At 61.3% G+C, this 15,673-nt stretch carries 16 protein-coding genes; 3 read left to right on the top strand and 13 right to left on the bottom strand.

All coding sequences use genetic code 11. From position 1 onward, the window contains the following. Positions 1-2: 2 nt before the first annotated feature. The 11 genes from rseP to IPM27_01885 all read right to left on the bottom strand — a co-directional run bounded on the left by rseP (position 3) and on the right by IPM27_01885 (position 10,493). Positions 3-1,382 (bottom strand): RIP metalloprotease RseP, encoded by a 1,380-nt coding sequence (gene rseP / locus IPM27_01835; GenBank protein MBK9160304.1) that lies wholly within the window; start codon positions 1,380-1,382, stop codon positions 3-5. Continuing rightward, positions 1,379-2,560 carry a 1-deoxy-D-xylulose-5-phosphate reductoisomerase gene (locus IPM27_01840; protein ID MBK9160305.1) on the bottom strand — a complete coding sequence of 394 codons (1,182 nt, stop codon included), beginning with the start codon at positions 2,558-2,560 and terminating at the stop codon, positions 1,379-1,381. The genes rseP and IPM27_01840 overlap by 4 nt, the downstream gene beginning before the upstream one ends. Positions 2,561-2,569: 9 nt before the next feature. After that, positions 2,570-3,394 (bottom strand): phosphatidate cytidylyltransferase, encoded by an 825-nt coding sequence (locus tag IPM27_01845; protein ID MBK9160306.1) that lies wholly within the window; start codon positions 3,392-3,394, stop codon positions 2,570-2,572. Next, complete coding sequence (locus tag IPM27_01850; GenBank protein MBK9160307.1) at positions 3,387-4,163, bottom strand: isoprenyl transferase; 777 nt, start codon at positions 4,161-4,163, stop codon at positions 3,387-3,389. The genes IPM27_01845 and IPM27_01850 overlap by 8 nt, the downstream gene beginning before the upstream one ends. Positions 4,164-4,166: 3 nt before the next feature. Next, the gene (gene frr / locus IPM27_01855; protein ID MBK9160308.1) at positions 4,167-4,724 is read right to left on the bottom strand and encodes a ribosome recycling factor; all 558 of its coding nucleotides are present in this window, start codon (positions 4,722-4,724) and stop codon (positions 4,167-4,169) included. Positions 4,725-4,733: 9 nt separating this feature from the next. Then, positions 4,734-5,453: a UMP kinase gene (locus IPM27_01860; protein MBK9160309.1), complete on the bottom strand. Its 720-nt coding sequence runs from the start codon at positions 5,451-5,453 to the stop codon at positions 4,734-4,736. 5 nt (positions 5,454-5,458) lie between these two features. Continuing rightward, a complete protein-coding gene (locus IPM27_01865; GenBank protein MBK9160310.1) occupies positions 5,459-6,346 on the bottom strand; it encodes an elongation factor Ts in 888 nt (295 codons plus the stop codon). A gap of 76 nt (positions 6,347-6,422) precedes the next feature. Further along, complete coding sequence (gene rpsB / locus IPM27_01870; protein MBK9160311.1) at positions 6,423-7,148, bottom strand: 30S ribosomal protein S2; 726 nt, start codon at positions 7,146-7,148, stop codon at positions 6,423-6,425. Between the two features lie 155 nt (positions 7,149-7,303). Then, a complete protein-coding gene (locus IPM27_01875; GenBank protein MBK9160312.1) occupies positions 7,304-9,835 on the bottom strand; it encodes an FtsX-like permease family protein in 2,532 nt (843 codons plus the stop codon). Between the two features lie 20 nt (positions 9,836-9,855). Continuing rightward, positions 9,856-10,245 carry a type II toxin-antitoxin system PemK/MazF family toxin gene (locus IPM27_01880; protein ID MBK9160313.1) on the bottom strand — a complete coding sequence of 130 codons (390 nt, stop codon included), beginning with the start codon at positions 10,243-10,245 and terminating at the stop codon, positions 9,856-9,858. Then, positions 10,239-10,493 (bottom strand): AbrB/MazE/SpoVT family DNA-binding domain-containing protein, encoded by a 255-nt coding sequence (locus tag IPM27_01885; GenBank protein ID MBK9160314.1) that lies wholly within the window; start codon positions 10,491-10,493, stop codon positions 10,239-10,241. The genes IPM27_01880 and IPM27_01885 overlap by 7 nt, the downstream gene beginning before the upstream one ends. Positions 10,494-10,731: 238 nt before the next feature. Here IPM27_01885 and IPM27_01890 point away from each other — a divergent pair, with 238 nt between their 5' ends. Further along, positions 10,732-11,103: a hypothetical protein gene (locus IPM27_01890; GenBank protein MBK9160315.1), complete on the top strand. Its 372-nt coding sequence runs from the start codon at positions 10,732-10,734 to the stop codon at positions 11,101-11,103. Between the two features lie 137 nt (positions 11,104-11,240). Here the strand turns inward: IPM27_01890 and IPM27_01895 are convergent, their stop codons facing one another. Beyond that, positions 11,241-11,906 (bottom strand): ATP-binding cassette domain-containing protein, encoded by a 666-nt coding sequence (locus tag IPM27_01895; GenBank protein ID MBK9160316.1) that lies wholly within the window; start codon positions 11,904-11,906, stop codon positions 11,241-11,243. Positions 11,907-12,003: 97 nt separating this feature from the next. On the opposite strand from IPM27_01895, the gene IPM27_01900 reads away from it, so the two are divergent. Together IPM27_01900 and IPM27_01905 are read left to right on the top strand one after the other, a co-directional pair. After that, positions 12,004-12,609 (top strand): arylesterase, encoded by a 606-nt coding sequence (locus IPM27_01900; protein ID MBK9160317.1) that lies wholly within the window; start codon positions 12,004-12,006, stop codon positions 12,607-12,609. Positions 12,610-12,613: 4 nt separating this feature from the next. Continuing rightward, entirely contained in the window at positions 12,614-14,719 is a 2,106-nt protein-coding gene (locus IPM27_01905) for a thioredoxin domain-containing protein (protein ID MBK9160318.1), read from the top strand. Here IPM27_01905 and IPM27_01910 read toward each other — a convergent pair. Then, positions 14,711-15,664 (bottom strand): S49 family peptidase, encoded by a 954-nt coding sequence (locus tag IPM27_01910; GenBank protein ID MBK9160319.1) that lies wholly within the window; start codon positions 15,662-15,664, stop codon positions 14,711-14,713. The genes IPM27_01905 and IPM27_01910 overlap by 9 nt on opposite strands. Between the last annotated feature and the right edge of the window lie 9 nt (positions 15,665-15,673).

The following is a 15,673-nucleotide window of genomic DNA, read 5'->3' on the forward strand; positions in this document are numbered from 1 at the left end:
TTTTAACCTGGAATGAGGCGATTAATATCGTTGTACAGGGCAAACACCATCAAGGTGCCGAGAAGCGCGATGCCGATTTTCTGGCCGACCTCCCAAGCCTGTTCGGAAACCGGACTACCCTTGATCAATTCGGCGACATAATACAGCAAGTGCCCCCCGTCCAATAAGGGTATGGGCAATAAATTCAATATGCCCAGGCTGACACTGATCAGCGCGAGGAAACCCAGATAAGCCACCATGCCCATTTCGGCAGACTGCCCGGCGTAATCCGCAATAGTGATCGGACCGCTCAGGTTTTTCATCGACACTTCGCCCATCACCATCTTGCCCATCATCTTCAGGCTGATGACGGAGGTATCCCAGGTCTTGCGCAACGACTGGACGAACGCTTCCAGCGGGTCATAGCTCACCTCGGTGAACAGCGCCAGCCACTCCGCGCGGTCTATTTGCGGCGCTGCACCGATCTTGCCTATCGTCAGGCCGGATTCGACAACGGCTTGCGGGATCAACGTCACGTCCAGCATCAACTCGCCGCGCCGGATATCGAACCGCAACGACTGCCCGGGATGCGAACGCACCACTTCCACTACTTCACGCCAATACTGTACCGCGACACCATCGACACTCAGGATGCGATCCCCCTCGCGCAATCCGGCAAGTTGCGCCACATTGCCTTCGTCCAGTTTGCCGATGACCGGCAGGATGACCGGCTGATAGGGATGCAGGCCCAGTTTGCCGAGGAACTCCCCGTCCATGTCCCGCGCTTCCAGGCTGCCGATATCGAGCATGTAGAACCGATGGTCGCCCAGCGCATTGAGCGTTTCGACACTCACCTCGACAGCTTGCCGTTCCCTGCCAGATTCCTGCTGCAACGCCAGCTCCAGCACCTTCCAGCGCAGTTCTTGCCAGGTCGGGATCGCCGTGCCATTGACGCTGACGATGGTCTCGCCCGATTGCATCTGCGCGACCGCGGCCGGCGTGCCCTTCGGCACATCCCCCAGGATCGGCTTCAAGCCGGGCACGCCTTGGATGAACAATATCCAGTACAGCAAGACGGCCAGCAGCAGATTCGCCAGCGGCCCCGCCGCCACGATGGCCATGCGCTGCAACACCGGCTTGCGATTGAAGGCGTATTCCAGTTCTTCCGGCACCACTTCGGCTTCGCGCTCGTCCAGCATCCTGACGTAGCCGCCCAGTGGAATGGCGGAAATCACCCATTCGGTATCGCTGCCGGCGAAGCGCTTCTTGTAGATGGCCTTGCCGAATCCCACCGAGAAGCACAGCACTTTCACGCCGCAGCGGCGCGCCATCCAGTAGTGCCCGAATTCATGGAACACCACCAGCAGCGCGATCGCGCCGATGAATGCCAGCAGTGTCGTCATCCGGCCAGTTGTTCCACTTGCCGCACGGCCATGCTGCGCGCCTCGGCATCGGCCCCGAGTACGTCTTCGAGCGCAGCGACCGCATGGACCGGCAGGCTGTCCAGCACGCTGGCGATGACGCGCGGAATGGCAAGGAAAGGAATGCGCCTGTCGAGAAAGGCTGCAACGGCAACTTCATTGGCAGCATTCAGCACGGCGGGCGCGGTGCCCGCCGCACGCAATGCCTGGTACGCCAAAGCCAGGCAGGGGAAGCGCTCGAAATCCGGCGCAATGAAGTTCATCGTCGCCACCTTGAACAGGTCCAGCGGCGCCACGCCGGCATCGATGCGTTCCGGCCAGGCCAGGCCATAGGCGATCGGCGTGCGCATGTCCGGGTTGCCGAGTTGCGCCAGCACCGAGCCGTCCACATATTCGACCAGCGAATGGATCACGCTCTGCGGATGCACCACCACCTGGATGTCGTCGGCCCCCGCATTGAACAACCAGTGTGCCTCGATCACCTCCAACCCCTTGTTCATCATGCTGGCCGAGTCTACGGAAATCTTCCTGCCCATGCTCCAGTTCGGATGCGCACAGGCCTGCTCCGGCGTGACGTTCTCCAGTTCGCCGAGCGGCGTATTGCGGAACGGGCCGCCCGACGCGGTGAGCAGGATGCGGCGCACGCCGTTGCGTGCCAGATTCCCGTCGTAGCCACGCGGCAGTGCCTGGAAGATCGCGTTGTGTTCGCTGTCGATCGGCAACAGTGCAGATCCGCTGGCATGTACCGCATCCATGAACACGTTGCCGGCCATCACCAGCGTTTCCTTGTTGGCCAGCAGGATTTTCTTGCCCGCTTTCGCCGCAGCCAGGGTGGGACGCAAACCCGCCGCACCGACGATCGCGGCCATCACCGCATCCACTTCAGGCAATACGCAAACCTGTTCCAGCGCTTCGACACCGTACAATACCTCCGTGCCGGAACCGGCCTCCTTCAGGCGCTGGCGAAGACCGGTCGCGGCGCTTTCGTCCAGCAGCACGGCATAGGCCGGCCCGAATTGCAGGCACTGGCGGAACAGCAGGTCAACCTGGCTATGGCCGGTCAGCGCAACGATACGGAACTTGTCCGGATGGCGTGCCACCACGTCCAGTGTGCTGGTGCCGATACTGCCGGTGGAACCCAATACGGTCAGGGATTGCATGGCAATGCCTCAGGGGTTGTATTGCGAGAGGATCACCAGCGCGGCGAGCGGCAGCGTGGAAGTCAGGGCGTCGATGCGGTCCAGCAGGCCGCCATGTCCCGGCAGCAGCGCGCCGCTGTCCTTGACGCCCGCCTGGCGCTTGATCGCCGACTCGAACAGGTCGCCGATCACCGCCAGACCCACCCACCACCAGGCGGCCAGCAGCAGAATGGGCAATACCTCTCGGCGCACGACTTCCCCGCCGAAGCTCCACACCAGCACGACATATACGGAAACTCCCAGTATCGCCCCCGCCACGCCTTCCCAGGTCTTGCCGGGACTGATGCTGGGCGCCAGCTTGTTCTTCCCGAACCTGCGCCCGGCAAAATAAGCCGCGCTGTCCGCGACCCATACCAGGCACATGATGAACAGCAATATCCATGGGCTGACGGCTCGCAGGTCCAGCATCGCCAGCCCGGTCGGCAGGATCACCGCCCACCCGACCAGCGCCATCAGAAACGGATTGGTCACTTTCCAGCCGACGATCAGCCAGGTCGGCACGATGATCAGCCACAGCAAGGCCGAGACGGCATAGACCAGCAAATGCAATGGCACCTGCTGCGCGGGCGTGTAACGGGCATCGAACCAGGCCAGCGCCAGTATCAGCAGCAATGTCAGCCACCAGTAGAGACTGGCCTTCCCGCCGCTCAGGCCGGCCAGGCGCGACCATTCCGCGGTGCCCTGCATCACCATCGCCGCGACCAGCAGCGCCCATGCGATGTGCGGCAACAGGAACAGCGCCGTCAGCAACAAGGCCAGCAGCACGATGGCGGTGATCACCCGTGATTTAAGCATTCTGTTCCCCCTGTTCCGGATTGTCCTGCAATTGTTCGCTGGTACGCCCGAAGCGTCGCTCGCGTTTCTGGTAGGAAGCGATCGCCTCCTCCAGTTCCTTGCGGCCGAACGCAGGCCACAGCACATCGGTGAAATACAGTTCGGTGTAGGCCAGTTGCCACAGCATGAAATTGCTGATGCGTTTTTCGCCGCCGGTGCGGATGAACAGATCCGGCTCGGGCGCATCGCTCATCGACAGGAACGGCCGCATGTCATCCTCGGTGAAAGTCTGCGCCAGGTGTGGCTGTTCCTTCAGCATGCTGCGCACCGCATGCATCACGTCCCAGCGTCCGCCGTAATTGGCGGCAATGGTCAGCGTCAGTGTGGAATTGTTTGCCGTCAGCTGCTCGGCATCCTGCATCGTCTTCCTGAGCCGTTCGTCGAAACGGCTGCGGTCGCCGATGATCCTCAGGCGGATGTTGTTTTCGTGCAGCCTGGCGACTTCGCGTTCCAGCATCTTGAGGAACAGCGACATCAGGAACGATACCTCGTCGGCGGGACGCCGCCAGTTTTCGCTGCTGAACGCGAACACGGTCAGGTATTCGACGCCCAGGCTGCGGCAGGCCTTCACGATCTCGCGCAATGCTTCGACGCCGCGCTGATGCCCCATCACGCGCGGCATCAAACGATTCTTCGCCCAGCGCCCGTTTCCGTCCATGATGATGGCGATATGGCGCGGAATGCTCGCCACATCCGGGATGGTTTGGGTCGAGCTGGGCAGCGAAGCCACTGTTTATACCGCCATCAAGTCGGCTTCTTTGGTCGCCAGCGCCTTGTCGATCTCCGCGACAAAACGATCGGTCAGTTTTTGGATCTCGTCTTGCGAACGACGCTCATCGTCTTCGGAGATTTCCTTCTTCTTCAACGCCTCTTTCAAAGTGTTATTGGCATCGCGACGGATGTTGCGCACCGCGATCTTCGCATCTTCCCCCTCAGACTTGACCACCTTGATCAGGTCGCGGCGGCGCTCTTCGGTCAGCATCGGCATCGGGATGCGGATCATTTCGCCGTTGGTGGCCGGATTCAGGCCCAGATCGGAATCGCGGATTGCCTTTTCGACCGGGCCAATCATGTTCTTTTCGTAAGGTTGCACCCCGATGGTACGCGCATCGGCCAGCGTCACGTTGGCCACTTGGTTCACCGGGGTCGGATTGCCGTAGTAATCCACCATCACATGGTCCAACAGGCCGGTATGTGCGCGTCCGGTACGCACCTTGCCCAGGTCCGTCTTCAGCGCCTCCAGCGATTTCTGCATCTTCTGTTCGGTCAATTTCCTGAGATCAGCAATCATGGTTTTCTCCTAATCCACTCGTACCAGCGTACCCTCGCCTTCGCCGAACACCACGCGCTTCAGCGCGCCCGGCTTGAAAATACTGAACACGATGATGGGCAGCTTCTGGTCGCGGCACAGGGTCAGCGCCGTCGCGTCCATCACCTTGAGATTCTTGCCGATCGCTTCGTCAAAGCTCAGGCTCTGGTAGCGGATCGCATCCGGATTCTTCTTCGGATCATCGGTATAGACGCCATCCACCTTGGTCGCCTTGATCACCACATCGGCCATCATCTCGACGCCGCGCAACGCGGCTGCGGTATCGGTGGTGAAGAACGGGCTGCCGATACCGGCCGCGAAGATCACCACCTTGCCGTCCTCCAGATAACGCATCGCCTTGCCGCGGATGAACGGTTCGGCCACCTGCTCGAGACTCAGTGCGGACTGCACGCGGCACTCCAGCCCGGCGCGGGTCATCGCATCCTGCAAGGCCATCGAGTTCATCACCGTGGCCAGCATACCCATGTAATCGGCGGTCGCCCGGTCCATCCCCGCCGCCGCCGGAGCGACGCCGCGGAAGATGTTGCCGCCGCCGATCACCATCGCCACTTCCACGCCCAGATCGACCACTTCCTTGATTTCAGCAACGATGCGTTCGATCACGGCGCGGTTGATGCCGTAATTGTCGTCGCCCATCAGGGCTTCGCCAGAGAGCTTGAGCAGGATGCGCTTGTATGCCGGCACGCTCATGACGATCAGCCTTTGGCGGCAGCCACTTCAGCCGCGTAGTCTTCCACCTTCTTCTCGATACCTTCGCCGACCACGAACATCTGGAACGCGGTCACCGATGCGCCTTTGTTCTTCAGCAGTTGCTCGACGGTCTGCTTGCCGTCCTCAGCCTTGACGAACACCTGGCCCAGCAGCGTGACTTCCTTCAGGAATTTCTGCACGGTGCCTTCGGCGATCTTTTCCAGCATCGCTTCCGGCTTGCCGGATTCCTTGGCTTTCTCGATGGCGATGCGGCGCTCGGTGGCGATCAGTTCAGCATCCACGCCGGAGGCATCCACCGACTTCGGCTTGCTCGCCGCGATGTGCATCGCGATGTCGCGGCCCAGCGTCTCGTCGCCGCCGGCGAACTCCAGCAGCACGCCGATCCTGCTGCCGTGCAGATAGCTGGACAGCTTGCCCGTCGTGGTCGCGTAACGCTCGAAGCGGCGGATCGAGAGGTTTTCGCCGATCTTCATCACCAGCGCCTTGCGCACCTCTTCCACGGTACCGGAACCATTGACCAGCGCCATTCCGGACAATGCCTCGATATCGGCGGGATCGTTCTTCGCCACGGTCTCGGCGACGTTCTTCGCGAACGCGATGAAGTCTTCGTTCTTGGCCACGAAATCGGTTTCGCAGTTCACTTCCACCACGGCGCCGGTCTTGCAGTCAGGCGCGATGAACGCGCTGACCACGCCTTCGGCGGTCACGCGAGATGCTGCCTTGCTTGCCTTGGCGCCGCTCTTGATGCGCAGTTGTTCTTCGGCAATTTTGAAGTCGCCGTTGGCTTCCACCAGCGCCTTCTTGCATTCCATCATGCCGAGGCCGGTCGCCTCGCGCAGTTCCTTGACCATACTTGCAGTAATTTCAGCCATCTTGATTGCTCCATCGAATTCTTAAAAAAACCTACAAAAAAAGGGGCTCGCGCCCCTTTATGCGCCCTGCCGATACTCAGGCAGCTTCTTCGGACGCGACTTGCTCGACCAGTTCGGTCATCGCCTGAGCGCGACCTTCCAGCACCGCGTCGGCGATACCGCGCGCATACAGGCGGATCGCCTGGGTCGAATCGTCGTTACCGGGAATGACGTAATCCACGCCCAGCGGGGAATTGTTGGTATCGACGATGCCGATCACCGGAATGCCCAGTTTCTGTGCCTCGACGATGGCGCCCTTCTGGTAGCCGACATCGATCACGAACAGGGCGGAAGGCAAGCCGGCCATATCCTTGATGCCGCCCAGGCTGCGTTCCAGCTTCTCCAGTTCGCGCTTCATCATCAGCGCTTCCTTCTTGGAAAGCTTCTCGGACGCGCCTTCGGAAGTCAACTCTTCCAGTTCGCGCAGGCGCTTGATGGATTGTTGCACGGTCTTGTGGTTGGTCAGCATGCCGCCCAGCCAGCGGTAGTTGACGAACGGGCAGTCGGCGCGGACCGCCTCTTCCTGGATGATGTCACGTGCCTGGCGCTTGGTCGCCACGAACAGGATGGAGCCCTTCTTTGCGGACAGCTTGCGCACGAAGTGCTCCGCCTCGGCGAACATCGCGACGGTCTTTTCCAGGTTGATGATATGGATCTTGTTGCGGTGACCGAAGATGTACGGTGCCATCTTGGGATTCCAGAAACGGGTCTGGTGGCCGAAATGGACACCGGCTTCCAGCATTTGACGCATGGTTACTGCCATGATTACTCCTGTTGTCAAGGGTTATGAACTACCGTTCGCCAGCCCGACCCGCCTGATCGACGGGCACCCCAACTTGCGCGAACGGGAAATTTGCTACGGGCTATCCCGAAGCGGCGCGCATTCTAGCATCAAAGCCCGGCATCGCTCAACCCGTCTTATTGTTCGCGCAGGATCGTCAGCGGCGGCAGCGCCGCCAGTTTCCGCGTGCCCAGCCATCCGGCCAGCATCACCATCGCCATGCCGCCGGGCACGCCGATCAGCCAGATCGCGATACCCGGGCGGTAGGGTACCTCCAGCACGAAATGCGCCAGCGCCCAGCCCAGCAGGACCGCACCGCCGGCCGCGAACGCCCCGCTCAAGCCGCCCAGCACGGCAAATTCGGAAAAATGCAGACGCCTCAGGTAGGCCCCATCCGCACCGAGGGTGCGCAACACGGCCGCCTCGAAAGTGCGCTCGTCCTGCGTGGCAAGCAACGCGGCATACAGCACCGCAAGACCGGCCAGCAACGTGAACAGGAACACCGCGCTGACCGCCTGCGCGATCCGGTCCATGATGCCGCGCACCTGCGCGATGGCCGCACCGGTGTCGATCAGCAGCAAGTTCGGGAATTCGCGCGACAACTCGTCGCCCGCGCGGGCCCTGTCCGGCGGCAGATAGAAACTGGTAAGGTAGCTCGCCGGAAAGTCCCGGAGCAGTCCCGGCGCGGCGATGACGAAGAAATTCACCCGCATCGAATCCCACTCCACCTTGCGTAAACTGGTGACCTGCGCGGTAAAGCGGCTGCCCGCCACATCGTAGTCGAGCCTGTCGCCGAGGCGGATGCCCAGCGTTTCGGCGATCCCCTCTTCCACCGACAATTCCGCCGCCCCCTTGTCCGTCCACCATCTTCCGCCGACCAGTTCGTTCCAGGCCGGCATCCGCTCCATCCAGGAAAGATTGAATTCGCGCTCCACCAGGCGGCGCGCCCGCGAATCGGGATAACTGTCGCCGTTGATGTTGTGCCCGTTGATCGCGACCAGCCTGCCGCGCACCATCGGCAACAGTTCCGGCGCGGGCAGCGACCGCCGCGCAAAGAATCCCTGCACCGCCGCGACCTGGTCGGGCTGGATGCCCACCACGAAACGGTTCGGCGTATCCGGCGGCAGTTTGCTCTCCCAGCCCTGCAACAGGTCGGCGCGCACCAGCGTCAGCACCAGCAACGCCATCCCGCCCAGGCTGAGCGCCACCACCTGCACCGCCGCGCTGCGCCCGTGGCGCGCGAGGTTATGCGATGCCTGCCGCCAATGCGACGGAAAGACTGACGCGTAACGCGCCAGTCCGCGCACCGCCAGCCAGGCAAGCCAGCCGAACAGCAGCAGCCCGGCCAGCAATCCGCCCAGCACCGCCAGCCCCAGTTTCAGCGACCCCGCATGCCACAGGAACAATCCCGCCAGTATCGCCGTCGCCACGCCGTAGATCAGCCAGCCGCCGGCTTCCGGCGCGCCCAGTTCGCGGCGCAACACGCGCAGCGGCGACACCTTGCGCAATTGCAGCAGCGGCAGGAAAGCGAAGCCCAGCAACAACGCGAAGCCGCTGACCGATGCCTGCAACAGCGGCAGCAGGCCCGGCTGCGGCAGGCCCGCCTCGCGCATACCGGCAATGCTCTCCACCAGCAACGCCTGCGTGGCATAACCCAGCAACCCGCCAAGCAGCACCGCGACGATGCCGAGCAGGATGAACTGGTACAGGAACAGCCACAGCACCTGGCGCTGTTGCGCACCGAGACAGCGCATCACCGCGCAGCCGTCCAGGTGGCGTAACACGAAACGTCGCGCAGCAAGCGCCATCGCCGCGCCCGCCAGGATCGCTGCGGTGAGCGCCGCAAGGCCGAGGAAATGTTCGGCGCGCTCCAGTGCGGTGCGGATCTCGGGACGCGCATCGCGCACATCCTCCATCTTCTCGTTGCCGGAAAGTCTGCTCTCCAACGCCTCGCGCAATGCCTTCACCTGCGGCGCATCGCCCGCGATCATCAGGCGATACGAAATGCGGCTGCCCTCCCGCAACAGGCCGGTACCCTCCAGGTCGGCTTCGTTCATCAGCACGCGCGGCGCAAAGCTGGCGAAGCCGACCGTCTGGTCGATGTCCTTCACCACACGCGCCGCCACCCTGAAGTTCTGCGTGCCGATCCCCACCTCGTCGCCCACATTCAAGTCGAGGCGTCGCAACAGGCGCTCATCCACCCACACCGTACCGCGAGATGGAATAGAACCTATCGCCCCCTCTCCCTTCAAGGGAGAGGGCTGGGGAGAGGGTGAAATCCTTGTGTTCGCACTGCCACCCTTACCATCGTCAACATCGATCCTCCCGCGCAACGGATACCCCGCCTCCACCGCCTGTATCTCGCCCAGCAACACCCGCTCGTCATGCGCCACCATGCTCGGAAATTTGCGGCTTTGCACTGCTCGCAACCCTTGGGCTTCGGCCGCCTTGCGATAATCGGGCGGGAAAGGACGCGTCGAAGTGATGCGCAGGTCGGCGCCGATCAGGCTTTGCGCCTGCTGCTGCAATGCCTGACGCACACGGTCGGCGAACAGGCCAACAGTGGCGAGACTACCGACTGCCAGCACCAGCGCCAGCAGCAACACGCGCCACTCCCCGGCACGCCAGTCGCGGCGCAACAGGTTGAGGGAGAGTCGGAAGAGATTCACGGTAAAAAAGGAGGTTAAGCTCACAACTGAATGATCTGATTCAGGCGTTCACAAACCTGCGCGAACAAATCATACGGCAAAGCTTTTGCAGAATGAGCTTTTGCTTTGCGCAAACGCCAATCAAAAGATTTGGGTTGGTGGCAAAGCACATAACTCGTTTGCCCCGTTTTTTCCCCTGATGCCTTACCCACGGCAACGGCAAAAGGGTTATCTGAATTATATTCGGCTGTCGTCATTGGCAAGCCGATAACCAGAGAATTCTTCTCGTTAAAGTGCTTTGGAGATAAAACCAGAAACGGATGGACATCGCGCATTTCCCGCCCAGCTTGCGGATTGCGATCGATCCAGATGATTTCCTGCCGATCCGGTGCCCAGCGAGACGTCTGCGGCCTCTTAGTCGCGGCTACCAATGCTCAACCCCCAGAGCTTGCGTCGTAGCCATCTGCTCGCCGCCGTGTCGCTTGGCATCGTAAGCCGCAACACGCCGCTCCAACGTCAGACCAGCATCCACAAACGGTTTAATGACAACCTGATCGCCATCGACCGAAATACGCACACGCTGATCGACATGCAAATGAGCCGCTCTTGCCACAGCCGCCGGCAACCTCACCCCCAAACTATTTCCCCACTTTTTGATATCGAGCACAGCCTCAGACATGACCGCCCCCCTATTAATCTACAAACTTGAGCCTATACATCATGTGCGAGAGCGTCAACACATGAATGGGAATCAAATGCGATTCTGACCAAAAGGTCTCACTTGTCGCATTTTGTCTTGGATATCTGGTCATTTAGGCCTATTGACGTGGTGTTATGGGACGAGGAAACTGTCAATCAGGCAGCAGGGAAGATGACATCCGCAGCCTATCCCCGACCATCCAAAGGAGAATGTCCAAATGACTCAACAACTGTTCAGCAACAACGAGATCCCCGCAGAATCTACAAGCCTCTTGGGTGTTCTGAAGAAACATCATTGGCTAATGCTTCCCATTGTCATGGCAGTTGGCATTTCGCTTGGGCTAGCGACCAACACCTTGAAATATGGTGCCCCATCGGGTGGCTACCTGGAAGTATTGACTGATGGCGTGCTGCCGAATCTGGAAATCGCCCTGTTTCCCTCTTTTGCCATCGGCATGGTTTTGGCCTTGATTCTGTGGGGCATCCTGAAAACCAGAAAGCCGGAAGCATGGAAGTGGCATAACTGGCTGAATATGGGCCTGTATATCAGCCTTGCGATAATGATGATTAGGCCTGTATTTTTCAGCTGACTTGAACAGTGTAATTGCAAAATGGTTTGAATAGCACGTCTGGGTGTTCAGACTCGATTGGTTGCCTCGAATTGCTTGCCGCGCTTGGCGGGATCAGCATCGAGGCTGTTGTAGAAGTCGGAGAGTTGGCCAGTCATTTATACCACCCGCCCCGCTTCCAGCCGCAATTGCCGGCCGCAACGTCGCGCCAGCGCTTCGTCGTGCGTCACCAGGATCAGCGTTGTGCCCTGCGCGCGGTTGAGTTCCAGCATCAGTTCGATGACCTGTGCACCGGTGGCGGCGTCGAGGTTGCCGGTGGGTTCGTCGGCGAACAGGATTTTCGGGCGGGTGACGAAGGCACGAGCCAGTGCCACACGCTGCTGTTCGCCGCCGGAGAGATGCTTGGGCAAGTGATGGGCGCGGGCAGTCAGGCCGACTTGGCGCAACGATTCTTCAGCACGTGGCCGCGCATCTTTCGCGCCGGCCAGTTCCAGCGGTAGCATCACGTTCTCCAGCGCATTCAATGCCGGCAGCAACTGGAAGGACTGGAACACGAAACCCGCCAGTTCGCCGCGCAACCGGGCGCGCCCGTCTTCGTCCAGCGCGAACAGGTCCGTATCGTTCAGGTGCACGCCGCCGCCGCTCGGCACATCCAGCCCGGCCAGCAGGCTGAGCAGGGTCGATTTTCCGGAACCGGATGCACCGAGGATGGCCAGGCTCTCGCCAGCCGCGACGGTGAAACTTACTTCATGCAAGATGGTCAGCGGTTGGTTGCCGCTTAATACTTGCTTGGTCAGATCAACTGCCTGCACAATCGTTGCCATGAATATTGTCGATACCTCAAAAAGTTCAGGGTTTGTCGTTCCCGCGAAAGCGGGAACCCAGTTCGATCAAAACGCTGGATTCCGGGTCAAGCCCGGAATGACGGCCTTAATGTTTATCTTGCTGTCCATTGTGTTGTGGCTGCCGCTTTCCGCACTCGCCGCGAACAACATCCTGGTGTTTGGCGACAGTTTATCAGCCGGCTACGGAATTGCACGCGATGCATCCTGGCCGAGCCTGTTGCAACAGGAACTGGACAGGGATCATCCCGGATACGCGGTGGTGAATGCCAGCATCAGCGGCGAAACCACCGCCGGCGGATTGCGCCGGATCGGCAGGGCGTTGCAGGAACACCGCCCCGCCATCGTGATCGTGGAACTCGGTGCGAACGACGGGTTGCGCGGCACGGCGCTGGCGGAAACGGAAAGGAATCTGGGCTCGATCATTGCGCGATCACGCAAGGCAGGCGCGAGAGTGCTGTTGCTCGGTATCCGGTTGCCGCCCAATTACGGCGAGCCATACATCACTCGATTCCAGAACCTGTTCCCCAGAATCGCGAAAAGGCACCGCATAGGATTGCTGCCGTTCCTGCTGGAAGGCGTGCCGCCGGAACAATTCCAGGCCGACAACCTGCACCCCACTGCCGAGGCTCAGCTGCGGCTGATGAACAACGTGCTGAAGGAACTGGCGCCGCTGCTGCGCTGACGCCATGACCAATCACCTCATCCACGAGACCAGCCCCTACCTGTTGCAACACGCCGACAATCCGGTGGACTGGCATCCGTGGAATGCCGGGGCGCTGCAACTGGCGCGCGATCAGAACAAGCCCATCCTGCTTTCCATCGGTTATTCCGCCTGCCACTGGTGCCATGTGATGGCGCATGAATCGTTCGAGGACGAGGACGTTGCCGCCGTGATGAACGAACACTTCGTCAACATCAAGGTGGACCGGGAAGAACGCCCCGACCTCGACCAGGTCTACCAGAACGCGCATTACCTGCTGACGCGGCGCAGCGGCGGCTGGCCGCTGACCATGTTCCTCGCGCCGGACGGCACGCCGTTCTTCGGCGGCACGTATTTCCCGAAACAGGCACGCTACGGCCTGCCCGGTTTCCCGCAACTGCTGCTGCACATCGCTCAGACCTACCGGGACAAACCCGGCGAACTGTCAGCACAGGGCGGGCAACTTGTCGCTGCCCTCGCCGCATGGCAACCGGAAAAAAACCCGGATGACGCTGTACTGGATGTTTCTCCGGTCGCGACAGCCGTGCAGCAGCTCAGCAGGGACTTTGACCGTATGCACGGCGGCTTCGGCGGCGCGCCCAAGTTCCTGCATCCCGCAGAACTGGATCTGTTGCTGCGGCAGGCGCATGCAAAGCACGACGAACAGACCCGTTACGTCGCGTTGTTCACGCTGCAACGGATGGCATTGGGCGGGCTGTACGACCAGCTCGGCGGCGGCTTCTGCCGTTACAGTGTGGACGAATTCTGGGACATCCCGCATTTCGAGAAGATGCTGTATGACAACGGCCTGCTGCTCGGCCTGTATTGCGACGCTTGGCGCTGCAGCAACGACCCGTTCTTCGCGGGTGTGGTGGAACAGACCGCCGGATGGGTGATGCGCGAGATGCAGTCGCCTGGCTCCCCTCTCCCCAACCCTCTCCCGCTTGCGGGAAAGGGGGCGAACAGATCGCTACGCGAAATGAACGATTCTGGTGGCTACTACGCCTCGCTGGATGCCGACTCGGAACATGAGGAAGGCAAGTTCTATGTCTGGCAGCGCGAGGAAGTACGCAGCCTGTTGAGCGCGGATGAATATGCCGTAGCCGCACCCTATTACGGTGTGGATGGCTCGCCCAACTTCGAGAACCACGCATGGAACCTGCGCGTGAGCCGGCCGCTGAACGAGATCGCGCAATCGCTCAAGCTTGACCAGCAGCAGGCGGCCGACCTGCTGGCCTCGGCCCGGGCCAGGCTGTTCGCCGCGCGCGAGCAGCGCGTCCGCCCCGGCCGGGATGAAAAGATATTGGGAAGCTGGAACGGCCTGATGATCGCGGGCATGGCCAAAGCGGCACGCGTGCTCGGACGTGAAGAGTGGAAGATCTCGGCACAACGCGCCCTGGATTTCGTGCGCGAAACCCTGTGGCAGGACGGCAGGCTGTACGCCACGCACAAGGATGGCAAGACCCACCTGAACGCCTATCTGGACGACCATGCCTTCCTGCTGGCTGCCGTACTGGAATCGCTGCAAACGGAATATCGTGCCGGCGACATGCAGTTCGCGCTGCAACTCGCCGATGCACTGCTGGCACGTTTCGAAGACCGGGAGAACGGCGGCTTCTACTTCACCAGCCACAACCATGAGGCGCTCATCCAGCGCAACAAGACCGGACAGGACAACGCCACGCCTTCCGGCAACGGCATTGCCGCACAAAGCCTGCTGCGGTTGTCCCTCCTGAGCGGCGAAACGCGTTACGCCGCAGCGGCCGAGCGTTGCCTGCGATTGTTCTACCCGCTGATGCGGCAGGCAGCCAGCCAGTGTTGCAGCCTGAACACGGCACTGGGGGAACTGTTGCAACCGGCCTCACTGCTGGTGTTATGCGGAGACGAAAAGGAAACAGCCGCCTGGCAGGCGGCTGTCGCGGAAGAATACCGGCCGGGACTGATGATCATCGCGTTGACTGGCTACGAGACTGGATTGCCTGCCCCGCTGGACAAACCCGGCAGCCCGACCACGACGGCCTGGCTGTGCCTCGGCACGCAATGCCTGCCGCCGATCACCCGGCTGGACGAACTGCGCGCAGAACTAGCGTAGCGTCACGCCCCCCACTTGTGCACCGAATCCGGGGAAGGCACTCGCCACGCCCGCGCCGAAGCGTTTCGCCAGGCGGTCGGCAAAGTTCTCCTGGACGGTGAAGTCCACGATATTCTCTTCCTTGATCACGTCGCGTGCCACCGACTCGATGCTGCCGTAACCGTCCGCCAGTCCCATCTCGATGCCGCGCTGGCCGTTCCACACCAGACCGCTGAAGGTGTCCGGCGTTTCCTTGAGGCGCTTGCCGCGCCCCTGCTTTACCACGTCGATGAACTGCTGGTGGATCTCGGCCAGCATCTGCCTGGCGTATTCCTGCTGACCCGGATCGGCTGGCGAGAACGGATCGAGGAAACCCTTGTTGGTGCCGGCAGTGATCAGGCGGCGCTCGACGCCGACCTTTTCCATCGTCCCGGTGAAACCGAAGCCGTCCATCAGCACGCCGATGGAGCCGATCAGGCTGGCCTTGTCCACGAAGATCTTGTCCGCCGCAACCGCCACGTAATAGCCGCCGGACGCGCAGATGTCCTCGACCACCACATACAGCGGGATGTCCGGATGTTTGGCGCGCAGGCGGCGCATCTCATCGTTGATCTGGCCGGCCTGCACCGGGCTGCCGCCCGGACTGTTGATGCGCAGGATCACGCCCTTGGTACCCTTATCCTTGAAGGCTTCCTGCAGGCCGGGAATGATATTGTCCGAGCCGGCCACGCTGTCCGCCGCGATCACGCCCTGCATATCCACCAGTGCGGTGTGCTTGCCGGTGCCCAGCGAGGTCTCGCTCTTGTCGGACCAACCCATGAAGAGGAACAACAGGATGAACAGGTAACCGAACGTCAGCACCTTGAAGAAGATGCTCCAGTGGCGCGCGCGACGCTGCTCCTGGATGGCCGACATCGCCAGCTTTTCCATCACGCCGCGTTCCCAGTTGTTGTTTTCCTCTGACATTACGACTCC

It is taken from the genome of Nitrosomonadales bacterium, assembly GCA_016716325.1.
Classification (GTDB): domain Bacteria; phylum Pseudomonadota; class Gammaproteobacteria; order Burkholderiales; family Gallionellaceae; genus Gallionella.

Excerpts from the sequence above, each read along its gene's own strand:
- IPM27_01845 (MBK9160306.1), bottom strand. The coding sequence starts at position 3,394 with ATGCTTAAATCACGGGTGATCACCGCCATCGTGCTGCTGGCCTTGTTG.
- IPM27_01885 (MBK9160314.1), bottom strand. The coding sequence starts at position 10,493 with ATGTCTGAGGCTGTGCTCGATATCAAAAAGTGGGGAAATAGTTTGGGG.
- IPM27_01860 (MBK9160309.1), bottom strand. The coding sequence starts at position 5,453 with ATGAGCGTGCCGGCATACAAGCGCATCCTGCTCAAGCTCTCTGGCGAA.
- IPM27_01900 (MBK9160317.1), top strand. The coding sequence starts at position 12,004 with ATGACGGCCTTAATGTTTATCTTGCTGTCCATTGTGTTGTGGCTGCCG.
- IPM27_01865 (MBK9160310.1), bottom strand. The coding sequence starts at position 6,346 with ATGGCTGAAATTACTGCAAGTATGGTCAAGGAACTGCGCGAGGCGACC.
- rseP (MBK9160304.1), bottom strand. The coding sequence starts at position 1,382 with ATGACGACACTGCTGGCATTCATCGGCGCGATCGCGCTGCTGGTGGTG.
- frr (MBK9160308.1), bottom strand. The coding sequence starts at position 4,724 with ATGATTGCTGATCTCAGGAAATTGACCGAACAGAAGATGCAGAAATCG.
- IPM27_01840 (MBK9160305.1), bottom strand. The coding sequence starts at position 2,560 with ATGCAATCCCTGACCGTATTGGGTTCCACCGGCAGTATCGGCACCAGC.
- IPM27_01895 (MBK9160316.1), bottom strand. The coding sequence starts at position 11,906 with ATGGCAACGATTGTGCAGGCAGTTGATCTGACCAAGCAAGTATTAAGC.
- IPM27_01905 (MBK9160318.1), top strand. The coding sequence starts at position 12,614 with ATGACCAATCACCTCATCCACGAGACCAGCCCCTACCTGTTGCAACAC.
- IPM27_01910 (MBK9160319.1), bottom strand. The coding sequence starts at position 15,664 with ATGTCAGAGGAAAACAACAACTGGGAACGCGGCGTGATGGAAAAGCTG.
- IPM27_01890 (MBK9160315.1), top strand. The coding sequence starts at position 10,732 with ATGACTCAACAACTGTTCAGCAACAACGAGATCCCCGCAGAATCTACA.
- rpsB (MBK9160311.1), bottom strand. The coding sequence starts at position 7,148 with ATGGCAGTAACCATGCGTCAAATGCTGGAAGCCGGTGTCCATTTCGGC.